Below are 16,445 nucleotides of genomic sequence, written 5' to 3' on the forward strand. Positions count from 1 at the left end.
GCCCGACGCGCGCGGCCCCCGCCACCCCCCCCCCCCCCCGCGGCGGGGGGGGGGGGGGCCCCCGGGGGGCGCGGGGCGGGCCCCCCCCCCCCCCGGCCCCCCCCCCCGCGACGGTGGAGGAACCCCGGCCCGCGGTCACGCGGCGACCACGCCCGCCGAGTACGGGCCGCTCAGCGCCGCCGAGAACTGGTCGACGAGCCGTTCGAGCGCCTCCCGCGTGGTGGGGTCCACCACCACGCCCCCGTCCTTCCCCACCTCGATGTGCTTGTCCAGCACGAACCAGCCCGGTGTGATGTGCGCGGGGCCCATGGAGGCGAGCACGGGGCGCAGCCCGTAGTCGATGGCCAGCACATGCGCGGTGCTGCCGCCGGTCGCCAGCGGCAGCACGGTCTTGCCCTCCAGCGCGAACTGGGGCAGGAGGTCGAGCAACGACTTCAGCAGTCCCGAATACGCGGCCTTGTAGACCGGGGTGCCGATGACCACACCGTCGGCCCGGGTGACGAGCTCCGTGGCGCGCACGATCTCCGGATGCCCGAAGTCCGCGTGCAGCAGGGCCTCGGCCGGAAGCGTACGGACGTCCAGTGGGATCACCTGGTGTCCCTGGGCGGTGAGCCGGGAGTCCAGGCTGCGCAGGAGCCGGGCGGTGCGGGAGGTGGGGGAGGGGCTGCCGGAGATGGAGAGGATGGTGGGCATGGCGGGGTTCACCTCGAAGACGTCGGTACGGAAGGAGCGGAAACGAAGGGGAAGAGGGGGGAGGGGACACAAGGACCGGTGCCGGTCATCGGCACGACGGCCCCGGCCCCGGCTGATCTCATAGCGCCTTGCCCGGGTTGAGGATGCCGTGCGGATCGAAGGCCGCTTTGAGGCGACGCTGGAGCGCGTGCTGGTCCGGGCCGAGCTCGTCGCCGAGCCAGCGGCGCTTGAGGGTGCCCACGCCGTGTTCGCCGGTGAGCGTGCCACCGAGGCGGAGCGCGGCCGTGAAGATGTCGCCCGCCGCCCGCCAGGCGGCGTCCGGGACGGCGGGGAGGGCCGGGTCGAGGACGAGAATGGGGTGGAGGTTGCCGTCGGCGGCATGGGCGAAGGTGAAGATCCGCACCCCGTGCCGGTCCGCCGCGGCGTCGATCTCCCTTACGGCGGCCGCCAGTTGGTTCCTGGGGACGGCGATGTCCTCGATCAGCGGACGGCCCAGCCGCTCCAGCGAGGGCAGGGCGAGCCGACGGGCCGCGAGCAGCCGATCCGCCTCGGCCGGATCCTCGGTGACCTCGACCGAGTCGGCCCGTCCGCGCAGCTGCCGTACGGCCGCGTCGGCCTCGGCGGCCGCACCCCGCCCGTCGCACTGCAAGAGCAGCAGGGCGCCGCCGCGCGACCGCAGATCCGTGCCCTGGGCGTCGTCCACCGCGCCCAGCACCGGGCCGTCGAGCAGTTCGGCCATGGCGGGCTCGATCCGGGCGGCGGTGAGCGCGGAGACGGCCTCGGCCCCTTCGGCGAAGGTGGCGAAGTACGCGGCGACCGTGACGGTCTCCTCCGGCACCGGGCGCAGCCGTACGGTCGCGGCAGTGATCACACCCAGGGTGCCCTCGGAGCCGGTGAGCAGGCCCGTCAGGTCATAGCCGGTGACGCCCTTGACGGTGCGCCGGCCGGTCCGTATCGACGTCCCGTCCGCCAGCAGCGCGTCAAGGCCCAGGACGGCGTCCCTGGTCACCCCGTACTTGGCGCAGCGGAGCCCGCCCGCGTTGGTCGCGATGTTCCCGCCGACGGTCGAGATCGCCGCGCTCGCCGGGTCGGGCGCGTAGCGCAGCCCGAACTCTCCCGCCGCACGGTCCAGGTCGGCCGTGATGACCCCCGGCTCGACGACGGCGATCTGCTCCTCGGGGCTCAGCTCCAGGACGCGGTTCATGCGTGACAGGTCGAGGACCACACTGTCCGCGCCCGCGCTCGCCCCGCCGGAAAGACCCGTCCCCGCCCCGCGCGGCACGACCGGCACCCGCAGGACGTGCGCGTGCCGCAGTGCCGTCTGGACATGCTCGGTGTGCGTGGCGTGGACGACCGCGAGCGGAAGGCCCGCCGGGCGGCTTCCGGATCGGTCGGTGGCATACGGGCCGGTGGCCTCGGGGCCGGTGCCCAGTGTCCCGTCGGGCAGGTCGCGGCGCAGCGCCGCCAGCAGCGCGGCGGCGGTACCCGTATCGGTGGCGTGCGCGGATGCGGAGTCGGTGCGGTCGGCCGTATCCGCATCGGACAGCGGGACGGTCATGTCGGCCTCTCACTTCGTGTGCCGAGCGCGGCCGTGCCGATGGCGAGCAGCGCCGTGTCTTCCTGCGGGGCGTGTACCGGGGCGCACTGGACGTCCCGGAAGTGGCGCTCCAGGGGGTTGTCGCGGGACAGCCCCGGATTCCCCAGCAGCCGCAACCCCAGGGCGACCGCCTCGGTGGCATGCCGGTCCGCCAGGACACGGGCGCCCAGCGCGTGTTCGGGGGTGTACGAGCCGTCGGCCGCGTCGACCCGCTCCGCACCCGTGAACACCAGGTGTTCGGCGGAGTCCAGCCGCAGCGCGATCTCACCGGCCACGCGCCGGAAGCGCTCGGTACGGGCCACCGGATGGCCGAGGTTGGCGGGGATCCGCTCATGGGCGAAGCGGTGGACATGACCCTGGGCGGCCCGCGCCACGCCCAGGTAGAGGGCGGCCAGCGGCAGGTGGAGGGCCGCGCCCGCGCGGTTGTCCTGCTCCGCCGCGGCGCCGTACTCGGCCAGGTCGATGACGTTGCCTTGGGGAATCTCGACGTCGTGCAGCGCGATGTCATGGCTTCCGCTGGCGCGCAGCCCCAGATGGTTCCAGCGGTGAGTGATCTCGATTCCGGGCGCGGTGCCGGGCACCAGGAAGGTGCCGACCCGCGGCGTGGGCTCGTCCGTGGTGGCCCAGACCAGCAGCCAGTCCAGCCCTTCCACACCGGTCGCGAAGCGCTTGTGGCCGCTGAGTGCCCAGCCGTGCGCCGTGCGGCGGGCCACCGTCGCGGGCAGCCCTCCCCGCGCGGGCGAGCCGAGTTCGGGTTCGACACGGATGTGGTTGAGCAGCACCGGCCGCGAAGCGGCGTCGGCCAGCACCTGCCCGTAGAGCTCTTCCGGCCAGTGCGGCCGCACGGCCTGGCGGCGGTGGACGGAGAGGCTCATGGCGGCGATCAGCGCCACCGACGGATCGCCTTCGCCGAGCGCGTGCAGGATGCGCGCGGTGTCCGCCACCCCGAGTGCGGGGCCCCCGTACCGCTCGCCGACGGTGGCGGTGAGCAGTCCGGCCTCGTGGGCGGTGCGGATCCCCTCGGCCGGAAACGTGCCGTCGCGGTCGTACCCGGCCGCGGTGGTGGCGAGCCGTCGCGTCACGGAGGACAGCGAGGTCAGGTCCGGGGCGGGAAGCGAAAAGCCGATGGTCATGAGGCGAGTTCCGTACGCAGTCGCGGGGTCAGACGGTCGCTCCAGAATTCGCTCACCGTCAGCTTCCGCCGCACTGCCCCGAGGTCACCGAAGGCGTCGGCGACCTTCTGCTCGGAGGCGGTGGCCCCGGCGCTCACCGGCCGTATCCCGGTCCTGCGCTGGGCCTCTCCCGCCGTGAACTCCTCCAGCGCCTGGTCCACCGGCTGGTGGGTGGCGGCGGCCATGAGCTTCGCGTACTCCTCTCGGCGCCCGTCGCGCACATAGGCGAACGCCTTGTCGATACGGGCCAGCAGATCCGCCAGCGCTCGGCGCTCGGCCGCGCCGCCGAGGGTGTCGTCCGAGGCCGTCCACAGGAAGTTGCCGGAGAGGATGTCCTTGCCGGAACCGATGGTGCGGGCGCCCCGCTGATGGGCGGTGATGACCGCGTTGCCGTATCCGGCGAACGCGTCGATGGAACCGCCGTTCAGCGCGGCGATCCCCTTGTCGGGATCGAGCGGGGCGGCCTCGATGTCGTCCCAGCCGAGCCCGGCCCGCTTCAGCAGTTCGTAGAGGAAGTAGTGGGCGGTGGTGTTCTTGACGTAGCCGACCCTCTTGCCCCGCAGCTGCGAGATCGAGGTGATCGAGGACCCCTTGGGGGCCACGACCTCCTGGTTGAGGGTGTTGCCGCGCCTCACGGCCACGACCTTGAAGTTCGGCTTTCCGTCGGCCGCTGCGAAGACCGGCGGGATCTCGCTGGAACTCGCCACGTCCAGCGCACCGGCGCGCACCGCCTCCAGTTGCCTGTCGCCGCCCTGGAACAGGCTCCACTTCACCTGGTACGGAGTGTCGTCCAGGTGCGCGAACTTCAGCAGGGCCTCCTCCTCCTTCCAGCCGGTCGCCCCGACCCGGAGGGTGACGGAGGATCCCTTCCCGTCCCCGTCCGCTCCCGCGGTGCCGCCACAGGCGCTCAGCGCACCGGCGGTCAGCGCCACGACGGCGGCGAGAGCGGTACGGGCGCGGGCGCGCCGGAAGCGGGAGCGGGCCGGTGGCCTGGGCATTCGGATGGTGCCTTTCATGAGGAGAACGGGAAAGGAGACGGCGGCCGGGTGTCAGGCGGCCGAGGTGGCGGCGCGGTGCGCCAGCTCCTGACGGACCAGCGGCAGTACCTGACGCCCGTAGTCGATGGCGTCGTTGAGCGGGTCGTAGCCGCGGATGGACAGCAGCTCGCAGCCGATGTCGACGTAGTCGAGCAGCGCCTTGGCGACCGTCTCCGGGGAGCCGACCAGCGCCGTGGAGGCACCGGCGGCATTGGTGGCCGCGGCGGGCGCGGTCCACAGGCAGCGGTCGTGCACCTCGCCGCGCTCGGCGACGGCCAGCAGCCGCTGTGATCCGACGTTGGCCGGGGTGCCCCGGCCGACCGCCGGGTAGTGGCGGCGCTTGGCCCGCTCGGCGTGGTTGGCCTTGACCGCGCCAAGAGTGCGGTGGGCCTTCTCCCAGGCCAGCTCGTCGGTGGGGGCGATGATCGGCCGGAAGGACACCCAGATGCGTGGCCGGGGCCGGCCCGCGGCGTCCGCGTACGCGTTCACCGAGGCGATCTGCTCGGCGGTCTCCTTCAGCGGTTCGCCCCACAGTCCGAAGATGTCGCCCTGCTGCCCGCCCACCCGGTAGGCGTCCTCGGAGGAACCGCCCACCGAGATGGGGATGGTGCCGTGGTACGGGGTGACATCGGAGCGGAAGCCCTCGAAGCGGTAGTAGGGGCCCTCATGGGAGATCGGCCCGTCGGCCTCCCACACTCCGCGCAGGATCCGGATGTACTCGTCCGAGCGGGCGTACCGCTCGCTCTTGCTCAGATAGTCGCCCTCGCGGTGCTGCTCCTCGTCGTTGCCGCCGGAGATGATGTGCACCACCAGCCGTCCGGCGCTGATCTGGTCCAGCGTGGCCAGCGCGCGGGCCGCGTGGGTGGGGAAGACCACCCCGGGGCGGTGGGCGAGGACCGGTTTGATGCGCTCGGTGTGATGGGCGACGAACTGGGCCAGCTGCAGCGCGTCCGGGGCGGCCGAGTGGTAGGTGACCAGGGTGTAGTCGAAGCCTCCGTCGTCCAGGGCTCGGGCGTATCGGCGGGCATAGTCCACATCGATTCCGGAACCCGCGGTGGGGTCGCCCTCGGTGGCGGGGTTGGGGTGGACGGCGCTGATGAACTCCACGGGCATGGCTGCGGTCACTCCTTGACGAGGCTGGTGTCGACGTGGTCGGCGAGGGTCGGGCTGGGGGTGAGCACACCGATGCCGTGCATCGTGTCGCCGACCTTCTGCACGGACCGGATCACCGGCTCGCTCACCGGCAGCAGCTCGCTGTTGGACTGGTCGACCAGGGCCTTGGCGACCGTGGCCGAGGCTCCGTTGTTGTGCTGGATGGCCTTGGCGTATTCCGCGGGGTGCCGGCGGGACCAGGCCAGCGCCTTGTCGAGGCGGCGCAGGTAGTCGGTGATGGCCTTCTTCTTCGCCGGGACCTGAAGGGCCTCCTCGGAGGCCCCGACGAAGCCGTAGCCGCTCACCCGCCCGTTCGCCCCGTTGATCAGGAGACGGCCGCCGTGCTGCTCGGCCACCGTCTTGTACACGCCGAACGTGGCCCAGACCTCGACCTTGCCGGAGGTGAAGGCGGCCTGGGCGTCGGTGGGCAGCAGATACTGCACATGGACGTCCGAGTAGCTCAGCCCCGCCTGCTTCAACGCGTGCGCCAGCAGATACTCGGCGATGGACCCCTTGGCCGAGGAGACGACGACCTTCTTCCCCTTGAGGTCCTTGACGCTCTTCACGGGGGAGTTCTTCCGGACCACGATCCCGGTGTGGGTGCCGTCGTTGTGCAGCGCTCCGACGGCCTTGACGCGTACTCCGCCGGCGAGTGCCTGGAGCGTGGGCAGATCGGCGGCGTACGAGGTGTCGGCGGCCCCGGCCTGCACGGCTTGGAACAGCGGTGCGGCACCCTCGAACTCGGCCCACTTCACCTTGTACGGCGTTCCCTCGAGGGCGCCGGAGGCTTCGAACAGCGTCTTCAGGTTCTTGGCCTGGTCGCCCAGGGTCAGTGTCACCTTCGACGGATCGGTCTCGGACGCCGCCCGGCTGTCGCCCGCGCACGCGCTGGTGGCGAGGAGGGCGGTGAGCGACAGCGCGGCGCCGAGGGCGCGCGCCGCGGCCGTGGCCCCGCGGCTCCGGGTGTGCGAGCGATTCATGTGGTCACCTCTTCACGATGGTGCGAAAGGGCCGAGGCGTCGTCGACGCCCAGCCGTCGCAGGAGTTCGCCGCGCAACGCCACGAAGTCGGGGGAGCCGAGGTCGCGCGGGCGGTCGAGGCCCACCTCCGCCTCGTAGGCGATGCGCCCGTCGTCCATCACCAGCACCCGGTCGGCCAGCAGCAGCGCCTCCTCGACGTCGTGCGTGACCAGCAGGATCGAGCAGCCGTGCCGCTGCCAAAGATCGGCCACCAGCCGCTGCGCCTTGCCGCGGGTCAGCGCGTCGAGCGCGCCGAACGGCTCGTCGAGCAGCAGCAGTTCGGGTTCGTGCACCAGCGCGCGGGCCAGGGAGACGCGCTGGGCCTGGCCGCCGGAAAGCGTCCGCGGCCAGGCGCCCGCGTACTCCTCGATGCCGACCTCGGCCAGATAGCGCCCGGCGAGCGCGCGGTCCCCGCCCGGCAGACCGAGCACGACGTTGTGCCACACCCGCAGCCACGGCATCAGCCGTGGCGACTGGAAGGCCACCGAGCGCCGCCGCGGTACCTCCACCTCGCCCTCGGTCTCGCTGTCCAGCCCGGCGAGAATCCTCAGCAGCGTCGACTTTCCGCAGCCGCTCTGGCCGAGCAGCGCCACGAACTCGCCCGCACGGATGGTGATGTCGAGCCCGTCGAGCACGGTCTTGTCGCCGAAGGCGCGGGTCAGTCCGCGGACCTCCACACTGTTCGTGCCGTTCACCGCGGTCATGCTCCCTCCCCGTCGAACGAGGCCCGCCAGTCCAGCAGCCGCCGGGACAGCAGCCGCACCGCGAAGTCGCACAGCAGCCCCAGCACCGCGTACACGGCCAGGCACAGGACGATCACGTCCGTCTGGAAGTACTGCTGGGCGTTGCTCATCAGATAGCCGATACCGGCGTCCGCGTTGACCTGCTCGGCGAAGACCAGGGCCAGCCACGCGGTGGACAGCGCGTACCGCAGCCCCACCAGCGCACCGGGCAGCGCGGACGGCAGGATCACGTACCGGATCAGTCCGATACGGCCCAGGCCCACCATCCGCCCGGCCTCGATCAGCTGTGCGTCGGCGGAGCGGATGCCGCCGTAGATGTTGAAGTACAGCGGGTAGGTGACGCCGAGCGCCACCAGCGCGATCTTCGGTGTCTCGTCGATGCCGAACCAGACGATGAACAACGGGATCAGGCCCACCCAGGGAATCGCGCGGAACATGCCCATGGACGCGTCGATGACGTCCTCGCCCAGCCGGAACAGACCGGCGGTGAGCGACAGGGTGAGCGCCACGGCCGCGCCGATGAGAAAGCCGAGGGCCGCTCGCCGGCCGGAGGCGGCGATGGCCTGCGGCAGCTCACCGGTGCCGATGAGGTCCGCACCGCGCCGCACGACGTCCACGGGGGAGGCCAGCACGGTCTCGGGGAGCACGCCCGTCGCGGCGGCCAGGAACCAGAGCAGCAGCAGACCGACCGGCCCGGAGGCCCGGCGCACCCCGCGCGGGACCCGGAGGCGGGGCCGGGCGCGCGGGGCGGTGGGGCGGGATGTCCGCGCCGCGGCGGGTTTGACGGGCGGCGTCGGGTCCTTCGCCGCACCGGGGGGTGGTGGTGCGGACGTGCGCGGGGGCGGTGAGGCCCCGGACACGGAGGAGTGCGGGGAGGGCATGGTGCGGCCTCTCGGTCGGGAAGTGTTCACAGGAGGTGTGCGGGCGGTGGATCAGCCCGCCGCCGCACCCATGGCCGCGGGGCGGGCGGTGTCGGCGGACCAGGCGGACCAGGAGCCCGGGTAGAGCGCGGCCGTGACGCCGACGCGGGCCAGGGCCGCGACCGTGTGGGCGGCCGTGACGCCGCTGCCGCAGTAGACACCGACCTCTGTCGTGCCGTCGGCGCCCAGCGCGGTGAAACGCCGCGCGAGCTCCTCCACGCTGTGGAACGTGCCGTCCGGTGCCAGGTTGTCGCCCGTCGGGGCGGACCGGGCGCCGGGGATGTGCCCGGCGCGCGGATCGACCGGTTCGGTCTCGCCCCGGTACCGCTCGGCCGCCCGCGCGTCCAGCAGGACGCCCGTACGGGCCACCTCGGCCGCCGCGTCGGCGTCCAGCACCGGCAGCTGCCCCGGGGCGAGGACGACATTCCCCTCGGCCGGCGGGGCGGGCTCGCCCGTTTCGACCGGCAGTCCGGCCGCGCGCCACGCGGCCAGCGCCCCGTCCAGCAGGGAGACCCGTTCCACCCCGGCCCAGCGCAGCAGCCACCAGGCGCGAGCGGCGGCGGTGTTGCCGCTGTCGTCGTACACCACCACCGGCCGGTCGGCGGTGAGTCCCCAACGGCGCGCGGACCGCTGCAAGGTGGCGGGGTCCGGCAGTGGATGGCGGCCGTCGGCCGGAGTGGGCGCGGCGGAGAGTTCGGCGTCGAGGTCGACGTGGCACGCGCCCGGGATGTGCCCGGCGCGGTAGTGCTCATGGCCGTGCGGATCGCCGAGCCGCCACCGTACGTCCAGGACGACGGGCGCCGGACCGCCGTGGAACAGCCGGGAGTACAGCTCGGCCGGAGTGGTGAGGACGGGGGCGGTCACGCGAGGGCCTCCGGCACGGCGATGGGCGTCAGGCCGGGGCCCAGCCGCAGTCGCTCCAGGAAGAGGACCACCGTGGCGGCGGCGGTGCGGTGCGTCACGTCGTTGAGGACGTCGTGCCGGGTACCGGCCAGACTCACCAGCTCCGCGCCGGGCAGCTCGCGGAACACGCGGCGGACCGCACCGAGCGGGCTGACGGTGTCCTCGGCACCGTGCAGCCCGAGCACGGGAACGGAGATCCCCGCCGGCGTGGGCGACTCCAGCGTCGGCGGGCCCGCCAGGGCGCCGCGCCGGAACGCGGGGTCGGCGGTCAGCCTGCCCCGGTGTGTGGGGCAGGCGGTGCGCAGCTCCAGCTCCTCCTCCCAGTCCCGAGCGGCCGTTTCGGCGGGGCGCGGCCCGGCCGGCAGCCCGGCGAGGATCAGCGCGGCCGGCCCGGAGGCGTCGAGGGCGGCGAGCCGCGCGGCGTGGGAGGCCCCAGTGTCGGATCCGACCAGCACGCGGGGGCCCGGGAGCGTTTCGTCGCGCAACAGCTTGGTGGCCGCCTCGGCGACGGCCTCCGGGGCGGAGGAGGCGTCCCCCAGGGCGCGGACGCGATAGCCGTCGGCGGAGATCCGGCGGCCGAACCGCTCGTACACACCGCCGTGTTCACCCCGCCCGGGGAGGAGTACGAGGGTGCCGCGCGGGGCGATTCCCGCCGGTTCGTCCCAGGCGTGGACAGGCTGAGCAGAGGACATGAGAACTCGATTCATCGACAGCGGTGCCCGCCCGCACGCACAAGCGGGATGGAGCGGCCGTGCGGGTGCGGAGGTGCGGAGGAGAAAGGAAGAGACGCAGGCGGGAAGCGCCTGCCGGCGGGGAAGCGCGGAGGGACGAACCCGCGGCGGCGATCGAGCGGCGACGGCGAGTCCGCCGGGAATGGGTTGAGTCAGCGACAGCGCATGGCGCCGGTGCGGCCGAAGTCGACGACGCGCCGCCGGGTCAGCCGGGCGCCGGTGGCACGGCACACCGCCGGTCCGGCGGCCGACGGCCCGGATCCGGTGCGGTGGGTGCGCGGCCCGAGGACCGCCACGAACGCTGTACGCGGCATGACCTCAGGATGCACGAGGCCGGAGCCGGCCGTCCAACGATGATTTGCCATCAAAATCGATCGTGATTTCCGATCGATCGGTTGCTAGCCTGCGCACATGCGACCGGTATTGGACATCGTGGCGTTGCGCAGTCTCATTGCCGTCGCCGACTACGGAGGCTTCCACCGCGCTGCCGGCGCACTCGCCCTCAGCCAGTCCACCGTCAGTCAGCACATCCGGCGGCTGGAGAAGTCCCTAGGACGCCCCATCGTCGAACGTGACGGCCGGAAGACCCGGTTCACCCCCCACGGCACCCGACTGCTGGAAGAGGCCCAGCAGATCGTCGGCGCACACGACGCGGCCCTCCGTCGGCTCATGGGGGAGGACCCGGCCGACGCGGCACCCGTCATCATCGGCGCCACCGAGCACGGCGCCGACCAGATCCTGCCCGTCCTGACCGCGGCCGTACGCGACACCCGGCCCGGCGCCGAGGTCCGGGTGCGCATCGACCGCTCGGCGCGGCTGACGGATGCCGTCGCACGCGGTGAACTCGACCTCGCCGTCTACGTCACCGAGGCGGCGTCCGCCCCGGGCACCCCGGTGGGTGAACTCCCCCTGCGCTGGTACGCCGCTCCCGGCTGGGAACCACCCGCCGCACCCGCCCCCTTGCCCCTGGTGGCCATCAGCGATCCCTGCGTGATCCGCCGCCGCGCCCTGACCGCACTCGCCGCCCATCACACGGCCGCCACCGTGGTCGCCGAGGCCGGATACCTCGCGGGGGTGCTGGACGCGGCCCGCGCCGGGCTCGGCGCCGCCCTGCTCGCCGTCCCCGGCGGTCCGTACCCTGATGGCCTCGCGCCACGCCACGACCTCCCCGCCGTTCCCCCGGTCCGCCTCAGTGCCCGAGCCCGCGGCGGCTGCGACCCCTCCCTGACCGAAGCCACCATCGAGGCGGTACGAGCCCTCCTCGGCTTCCGCGAAACGGACACCGCGGGGACTCCGTCCGTGGTCATGTAACGCGAACATGGCAGCCGTACGAAGTAGTCATTGCCGCCTTCCGGAAATACGAACGCGTGCTTGACCCTTTCTTGACGTCGTGGGTAGCTTCAGCGGCATGCCGATCTCTCCGCGGTTCACGCAGCGGCGCCCTGTCGATCTGATGCGTATCGCCGTCGCACTGTGTAGCTGAAATCCAGCAGCATGGCTGAAATCCAGCAATGAACACCCCTCACACGTGACGAATTCCACCCCCCCCGCGACATCAGTTCACTTCCGTACGCTCCGATGCCGTACGCCTTGCACCCGGGAACGTGTATGCCCAGGCTCGCGCCGCTCGTCCTGACCGCTCTGACCTGCGCCTCGCTGCTGGTCAGCTGCGCAGACAACACCACCTCGTCGACCGCCGCCGACAGCAAGAACGTCGCCCACATCAAGATTCCGGAGAAGGTGAAGGCGAATACGTCGATTACGGTCGGTGCGCCGGACACTCAGGTGGCGCTGAAGCTCTCGGGGCAGATCGACAAGCTGCCCTTCAAGGTCAAGTGGGCCAATATCAGTGGCGGTCCGCAGTGCTCCGAGGCCTTCCGCGCGCATTCCCTGGATCTGTGTTCGGCGGCGGAGATCCCGTCGATACACGCCCACTGGACCGGTCTCGATACGAAGCTCGTGGCGACGGAATTCCGCAAGGATCCGTTGCGGCACCCCGTCTACGAGCTCGGAATCGCTCCCGGGGCGGACGTCGACACCCTGGCGGACCTGCGCGGCAAGAAGATCGCCTACAGCCCGGGGCAGGCCCAGGGGGCGCTCGTGCTGCGGATCCTGGCCAAGGCGGGGCTCACCAAGAACGATGTGCAGTTGGTCGAGCTGCCCAGCACGGGGGATGTGTACCCGACCGCGCTCGGCAGCCGCCAGGTGGACGTAGCGCCCCTCGGAAGCGTCAACATCAAGCGTTTTCCCGCGAAATACGGCAAGGACGGCGGGAAGACCATCCAGCACGGCCTGCGTGACGATCCGGCACATCTGTGGGCACTGACCGACGCCGTCAGCGATCCGCAGAAAGCGGCCGCGATCAGGGAGTTCATCAGGTTCTGGGCGCGGTCGGAGGTCTGGGTCGACCGGCACCCGAAGCAGTGGATCGACGGCTACTACGTCAAGGACCAGGGCCTCACCCGCGCGGACGGTGAGTACCTGGTCAAGCAGAACGGCCATCCGGACATCCCCGCCGACTGGACGCCGGCCATCGCGCGGCAGCAGAAGACCGTCGACCTGCTGGCGAAGGAGACGGACCAGAAGAGGTTCGACGCGGGAATCCTCTTCGACCGCCGGTACGAGCCGGTCGCCGCCGACGCGGTCGCGGAAGCGCGGCGGCCGCGATGAGCACGGACGTCCCGGGCGGGCGGCTGTCGCTCGCCGAGACCACGAAGGCGGCCCCGGCCGCGGGGAACGCCGGGCGCCGCGTTGCGCGCCGGCGGCTCGGTCCCGGTCGGCCCATCCCGTACGGCCGGGCCCTCGGCCCCCTCCTGCTGCTCGCGGTCTGGTCGGCCGGCTCGGCCACCGGCCTCATCGACGCGCGCAACCTGTCCGCCCCCTGGACGGTGGTGACCACGGCGGGCGACCTCATCGCGGACGGCAGGCTCCAGTCCAATGTGTGGACCTCCACCGAGCGAGCCCTGTCCGGTCTGGCGTACGGCACGGCCGCCGGGCTCTTGCTGGCGCTGATCGCGGGGCTCAGCAGGCTCGGCGAGGGGGTTATCGACGGTCCGGTGCAGATCAAGCGGGGCATCCCCTCGCTCGCGCTCATCCCGCTGCTGATCCTGTGGTTCGGCATCGGGGAGTCCATGAAGGTCATCACGATCGCCCTCGGTGCCTTCGTCCCGGTCTACATCCACACCCACAACGGACTGCGCACCATCGACAGCCGGTACGTCGAGCTCGCCGAGACGCTGGGGCTGAGCCGCCCGCGCTTCCTGCTGCACATCGTGCTGCCGGGCGCACTGCCCGGCTTCCTCCTCGGGATGCGTTTCGCCGTGACCGCGGCGTGGCTGGCGCTGGCCGTCGTCGAACAGGTCAACGCCACCAGCGGGATCGGCTACATGATGGGGCTGGCGCGGACATACGGGCAGACCGACATCATCATCGTCGGTCTCGTCGTCTACGGACTTCTCGGGCTGCTCTCCGACGGACTGGTACGGCTCGTGGAGAGGAAGGTCCTGTCATGGCGACGCACACTGGCGGGCTGACGGTCACCGCCCCGGAGGCCGGGGCGGCCGTTCGCATCGAGGGGCTCGTACGGGCCTTCGGCGGGCGCAGGGTGCTGGACGGGCTCGATCTGAGCCTGCGCGCCGGGGAGTTCGTGGCCATGCTCGGCCGCAGCGGCTCCGGCAAGAGCACCGTACTGCGGGCGCTCGCCGGAGTCGACCACGACGCCGGTGGCGAAGGCGTACTGAGCGCGCCCGCCCATGTGTCGGTCGTCTTCCAGGACGCCAGGCTTCTGCCGTGGAAACGGGTGCTGGCCAACGTGGCACTCGGCCTCACGGGCGCGGACGCCGAGGAGCGGGCGCGCACCGCGCTCGCCGAGGTGGGTCTGGCCGGGCGGGAGGACGCCTGGCCGGTGGAGCTGTCGGGCGGTGAACAGCAGCGGGTCTCGCTGGCCCGCTCCCTGGTGCGCGAGCCCGAACTGCTCCTCGCGGACGAGCCGTTCGGCGCGCTCGACGCGCTCACCAGGACCCGTATGCACGCTCTTCTGGCTCGCCTGTACGAGCGGCACCGTCCCGCCGTGCTGCTGGTCACGCACGACGTGGACGAGGCCGTCGCGCTCGCCGACCGGATCGTGGTCCTGGACGGGGGCCGGATCGCCGCCGACCTCGCCGTGGAGGTTCCCGCGCCGCGTCGGCCGGCCGGTGCCGAGTACGCCGCGCTGCGCGAGCGACTGCTCGCCCGGCTGGGCGTGGACGCGCTCACCGGGCGGGAGGACGACGGCCCGGAGAGCCGCTACGCGCCCCACGACTGACCTTTCGGCAAGAAGGTGGCCGTGTACGTGCTGCGTGCCTCCGGCCACCTTCTGCGCTGACCGCTGAGCCCTGGTCGCCGCTCAGCGTCAGTCTCGTGCGGCCGGGCGGCGGCGGGTGGCCGGGTCGGTGAGCGACGGGGGCTGATAGCCCTCGTCGGCGGGGCTGATCGTGGTGCCGGGCGGCACGATCTCGTCGATCCGGTCGAGCACGTCCCGCGAGAGACGGACGTCGACGGCGCCGAGCTGGCTCACCAGGTGCTCCTGGGTGCGCGGGCCGATGATCACCGTCGACACGGCCGGGTGCTCCAGCACGAACGCCAGCGACAGATGGATCAGCGACAGGCCCGCCTCGTCGGCCAGCTCGGCGAGCTGCTCCGCCGCCTCGCGCTTGCGCTGGTTGGCCACCAGCTCCGGATCGTGCCGGTGCGGCTGGCGCTCCAGACGGCTGGACACGGCGTGTGCCGTGTCCCCCTTGCGGTAGCGACCGGACAGCCAGCCACCGGCCAGCGGGCTCCACGGCAGGACACCCAGCCCGTACCGCTCGGCGACGGGCAGCACCGCCCGCTCCGCCGCCCGCGCCAGGATGGAGTACGGGGGCTGCTCGGTGACGGGACGCTGGCGGCGCAGGCGCTCGGCGATCCACTGGCCCTCGACGATCTGGTGCGGCTCGAAGGTCGTGGTGCCGAAGTAGCGGATCTTGCCCTGCCGTACGAGGTCGTCGAGTGCGCCGAGCGTCTCCTCGAAGTCGGTGGCGGGGTCGGGCCGGTGGACCTGGTAAAGGTCGATGTGGTCGGTGCCCAGGCGGCGCAGGCTGTCCTCGACGGCCCGGTGGATCCAGCGGCGTGAGTTGCCCTGGTGGTTCGGGTTGTCACCGATCCGGCCGTGGAACTTGGTCGCGAGGAACACATCGTCGCGGCGGCCGTCCACCAGCGCCTTGCCGACGATCTCCTCGTTCTCGCCCTGGGAGTACACGTCGGCCGTGTCGATGACGTTGATGCCCGCGTCGAGGGCCTGGTGAATGATCTTGACGGCGTCGTCGTGGTCACGGTTGGCCCAGGCGCCGAAGTTCATCGCGCCGAGGGTCAGGGGGCTGACCTTCACGCCGGTACGGCCGAGGGTGCGGTACGTGGTCATCTCTTCGGTGTCTTCCTTCTCTTTCGGGATGTTCGGTCCGGGACGTTCGGTCCGGGACGTCAGGGAGGACAGGGGAGGGGTGCGGGTCAGTGGGTGAACCCTGGGGGTGCTCAGCCCGCGAGTTCCCCCAGGAGCGCCCAGGTGCGGCGCCGGGCGGCCTCACCGGCGGCCTCCGTCCCCGAGAACACCACCTCCGTAGCCCCGGCGTCCCGGTAGCGCCGCACCTCGGCGGCGACGGTTTTCTCATCGCCGATCACGGACACATCGACGGCCCGGGTGCCGCCGGAGAGTCCGATGACCCGTGCGTAGGAGGGGATCTGTTCGTAGAACGCGAGCTGTTCGGCCACCGTCTCGCGTACCGCGTCGGCATCGTCGGTGACCACACCGTGTACGAGCGCCACGATGCGGGGCGCGGGATGGCCGGCGGCCTCCGCCGCCGCGGTGACGGCGGGGACGATGTGCTCGGCCAGGGCCCGGGGCCCGGCGAGGTACGGCAGGATGCCGTCGGCCAGCTCCCCGCTGGCCCGCAGCGCCTGCGGGCCCATCGCGGCGACGAGCAGCGGTACTCCGGTCCCGGCACCCGGCACGCGGGCGGGGATCGGCGTGGTCGCGGTCAGCAGTTCGCCGTGGAAGTCGGCGGCGCCGGTCTCGGTCAACTGCCGTAGCGCGGTGAGGAATTCACGCAGCCGGGCGATGGGCCTCTCGAAGGGGATGCCGAAGCCCGCCTCGGTCAGGAGCTTGGTGCCGAGTGCGAGCCCCAGGTGGTATCGGCCGTGCGTGGCCGCCTGTGCCGTCTGGGCCTGGCTGGAGACGAGCAACGGGTGACGTCCGAAGACCGGGATGGCGGATGTGCCCACGTGCAGATCCGGTACTTCGCGCCCGACGATGGCCGCGAGCTGGGGCGAGTCGGCGCCGAAGGTCTGCCCGAACCAGGCGGACCGCAGCCCGGCGGCCGAGGCCTCCCTGGCGAGGCGCACGGTGGCATCGATCTGGTTGTCCGCGTCCGCCGCGGTGAGTGCGACTCCTACAGTCATGTCTGGG

General features: G+C 72.3%; 17 protein-coding genes. 4 read left to right on the forward strand and 13 right to left on the reverse strand.

Annotated features, from left to right (window positions below; all coding sequences use genetic code 11):
- Nucleotides 1–135 precede the first annotated feature (135 nt).
- The 11 genes from ssuE to J2Z30_RS20670 all read right to left on the reverse strand — a co-directional run bounded on the left by ssuE (nt 136) and on the right by J2Z30_RS20670 (nt 10,281).
- Nucleotides 136–693, reverse strand: coding sequence for an NADPH-dependent FMN reductase (gene ssuE / locus J2Z30_RS20620; RefSeq protein WP_044567027.1), 558 nt, complete (start codon nt 691–693; stop codon nt 136–138).
- Nucleotides 694–811: 118 nt separating this feature from the next.
- Nucleotides 812–2,251: an FAD-binding oxidoreductase gene (locus J2Z30_RS20625; protein WP_078956412.1), complete on the reverse strand. Its 1,440-nt coding sequence runs from the start codon at nt 2,249–2,251 to the stop codon at nt 812–814.
- Complete coding sequence (locus J2Z30_RS20630; RefSeq protein ID WP_245388254.1) at nt 2,248–3,423, reverse strand: acyl-CoA dehydrogenase family protein; 1,176 nt, start codon at nt 3,421–3,423, stop codon at nt 2,248–2,250. The genes J2Z30_RS20625 and J2Z30_RS20630 overlap by 4 nt, the downstream gene beginning before the upstream one ends.
- A complete protein-coding gene (locus J2Z30_RS20635) occupies nt 3,420–4,478 on the reverse strand; it encodes an ABC transporter substrate-binding protein (protein WP_044567026.1) in 1,059 nt (352 codons plus the stop codon). The genes J2Z30_RS20630 and J2Z30_RS20635 overlap by 4 nt, the downstream gene beginning before the upstream one ends.
- A gap of 33 nt (nt 4,479–4,511) precedes the next feature.
- Nucleotides 4,512–5,612, reverse strand: coding sequence for an LLM class flavin-dependent oxidoreductase (locus J2Z30_RS20640; protein WP_044567023.1), 1,101 nt, complete (start codon nt 5,610–5,612; stop codon nt 4,512–4,514).
- An 8-nt stretch (nt 5,613–5,620) separates the two neighbouring features.
- Nucleotides 5,621–6,631, reverse strand: a complete 1,011-nt coding sequence (locus tag J2Z30_RS20645; protein WP_044567021.1) for an ABC transporter substrate-binding protein — start codon at nt 6,629–6,631, stop codon at nt 5,621–5,623.
- Nucleotides 6,628–7,374, reverse strand: coding sequence for an ABC transporter ATP-binding protein (locus tag J2Z30_RS20650; RefSeq protein ID WP_044567019.1), 747 nt, complete (start codon nt 7,372–7,374; stop codon nt 6,628–6,630). Before J2Z30_RS20650 ends, J2Z30_RS20645 begins: the two co-directional genes overlap by 4 nt.
- Nucleotides 7,371–8,294, reverse strand: coding sequence for an ABC transporter permease (locus tag J2Z30_RS20655; protein ID WP_044567016.1), 924 nt, complete (start codon nt 8,292–8,294; stop codon nt 7,371–7,373). Before J2Z30_RS20655 ends, J2Z30_RS20650 begins: the two co-directional genes overlap by 4 nt.
- Before the next feature lie 51 nt (nt 8,295–8,345).
- Nucleotides 8,346–9,197, reverse strand: a complete 852-nt coding sequence (locus J2Z30_RS20660) for a sulfurtransferase (protein ID WP_063790838.1) — start codon at nt 9,195–9,197, stop codon at nt 8,346–8,348.
- Entirely contained in the window at nt 9,194–9,928 is a 735-nt protein-coding gene (locus J2Z30_RS20665) for an alpha/beta hydrolase (protein WP_044567014.1), read from the reverse strand. Before J2Z30_RS20665 ends, J2Z30_RS20660 begins: the two co-directional genes overlap by 4 nt.
- A gap of 191 nt (nt 9,929–10,119) precedes the next feature.
- Entirely contained in the window at nt 10,120–10,281 is a 162-nt protein-coding gene (locus J2Z30_RS20670; RefSeq protein WP_209468765.1) for a hypothetical protein, read from the reverse strand.
- Between the two features lie 97 nt (nt 10,282–10,378).
- Between J2Z30_RS20670 and J2Z30_RS20675 the strand changes: the two genes are divergently transcribed.
- The 4 genes from J2Z30_RS20675 to J2Z30_RS20690 all read left to right on the forward strand — a co-directional run bounded on the left by J2Z30_RS20675 (nt 10,379) and on the right by J2Z30_RS20690 (nt 14,270).
- Nucleotides 10,379–11,278 (forward strand): LysR family transcriptional regulator, encoded by a 900-nt coding sequence (locus J2Z30_RS20675; protein WP_044567011.1) that lies wholly within the window; start codon nt 10,379–10,381, stop codon nt 11,276–11,278.
- Between the two features lie 297 nt (nt 11,279–11,575).
- A complete protein-coding gene (locus J2Z30_RS20680) occupies nt 11,576–12,637 on the forward strand; it encodes an ABC transporter substrate-binding protein (RefSeq protein ID WP_044567009.1) in 1,062 nt (353 codons plus the stop codon).
- Nucleotides 12,634–13,500 carry an ABC transporter permease gene (locus J2Z30_RS20685; protein WP_044567007.1) on the forward strand — a complete coding sequence of 289 codons (867 nt, stop codon included), beginning with the start codon at nt 12,634–12,636 and terminating at the stop codon, nt 13,498–13,500. Before J2Z30_RS20680 ends, J2Z30_RS20685 begins: the two co-directional genes overlap by 4 nt.
- Nucleotides 13,476–14,270, forward strand: coding sequence for an ABC transporter ATP-binding protein (locus J2Z30_RS20690; protein ID WP_044567006.1), 795 nt, complete (start codon nt 13,476–13,478; stop codon nt 14,268–14,270). The genes J2Z30_RS20685 and J2Z30_RS20690 overlap by 25 nt, the downstream gene beginning before the upstream one ends.
- Before the next feature lie 87 nt (nt 14,271–14,357).
- Here J2Z30_RS20690 and J2Z30_RS20695 read toward each other — a convergent pair whose 3' ends face one another.
- Together J2Z30_RS20695 and J2Z30_RS20700 are read right to left on the reverse strand one after the other, a co-directional pair.
- Nucleotides 14,358–15,404, reverse strand: a complete 1,047-nt coding sequence (locus J2Z30_RS20695) for an aldo/keto reductase (protein ID WP_044567004.1) — start codon at nt 15,402–15,404, stop codon at nt 14,358–14,360.
- A 110-nt stretch (nt 15,405–15,514) separates the two neighbouring features.
- The gene (locus J2Z30_RS20700) at nt 15,515–16,438 is read right to left on the reverse strand and encodes an LLM class F420-dependent oxidoreductase (RefSeq protein ID WP_044567003.1); all 924 of its coding nucleotides are present in this window, start codon (nt 16,436–16,438) and stop codon (nt 15,515–15,517) included.
- Between the last annotated feature and the right edge of the window lie 7 nt (nt 16,439–16,445).

This window comes from Streptomyces iranensis (genome assembly GCF_017874715.1).
Taxonomy (GTDB): Bacteria; Actinomycetota; Actinomycetes; order Streptomycetales; family Streptomycetaceae; genus Streptomyces; species Streptomyces iranensis.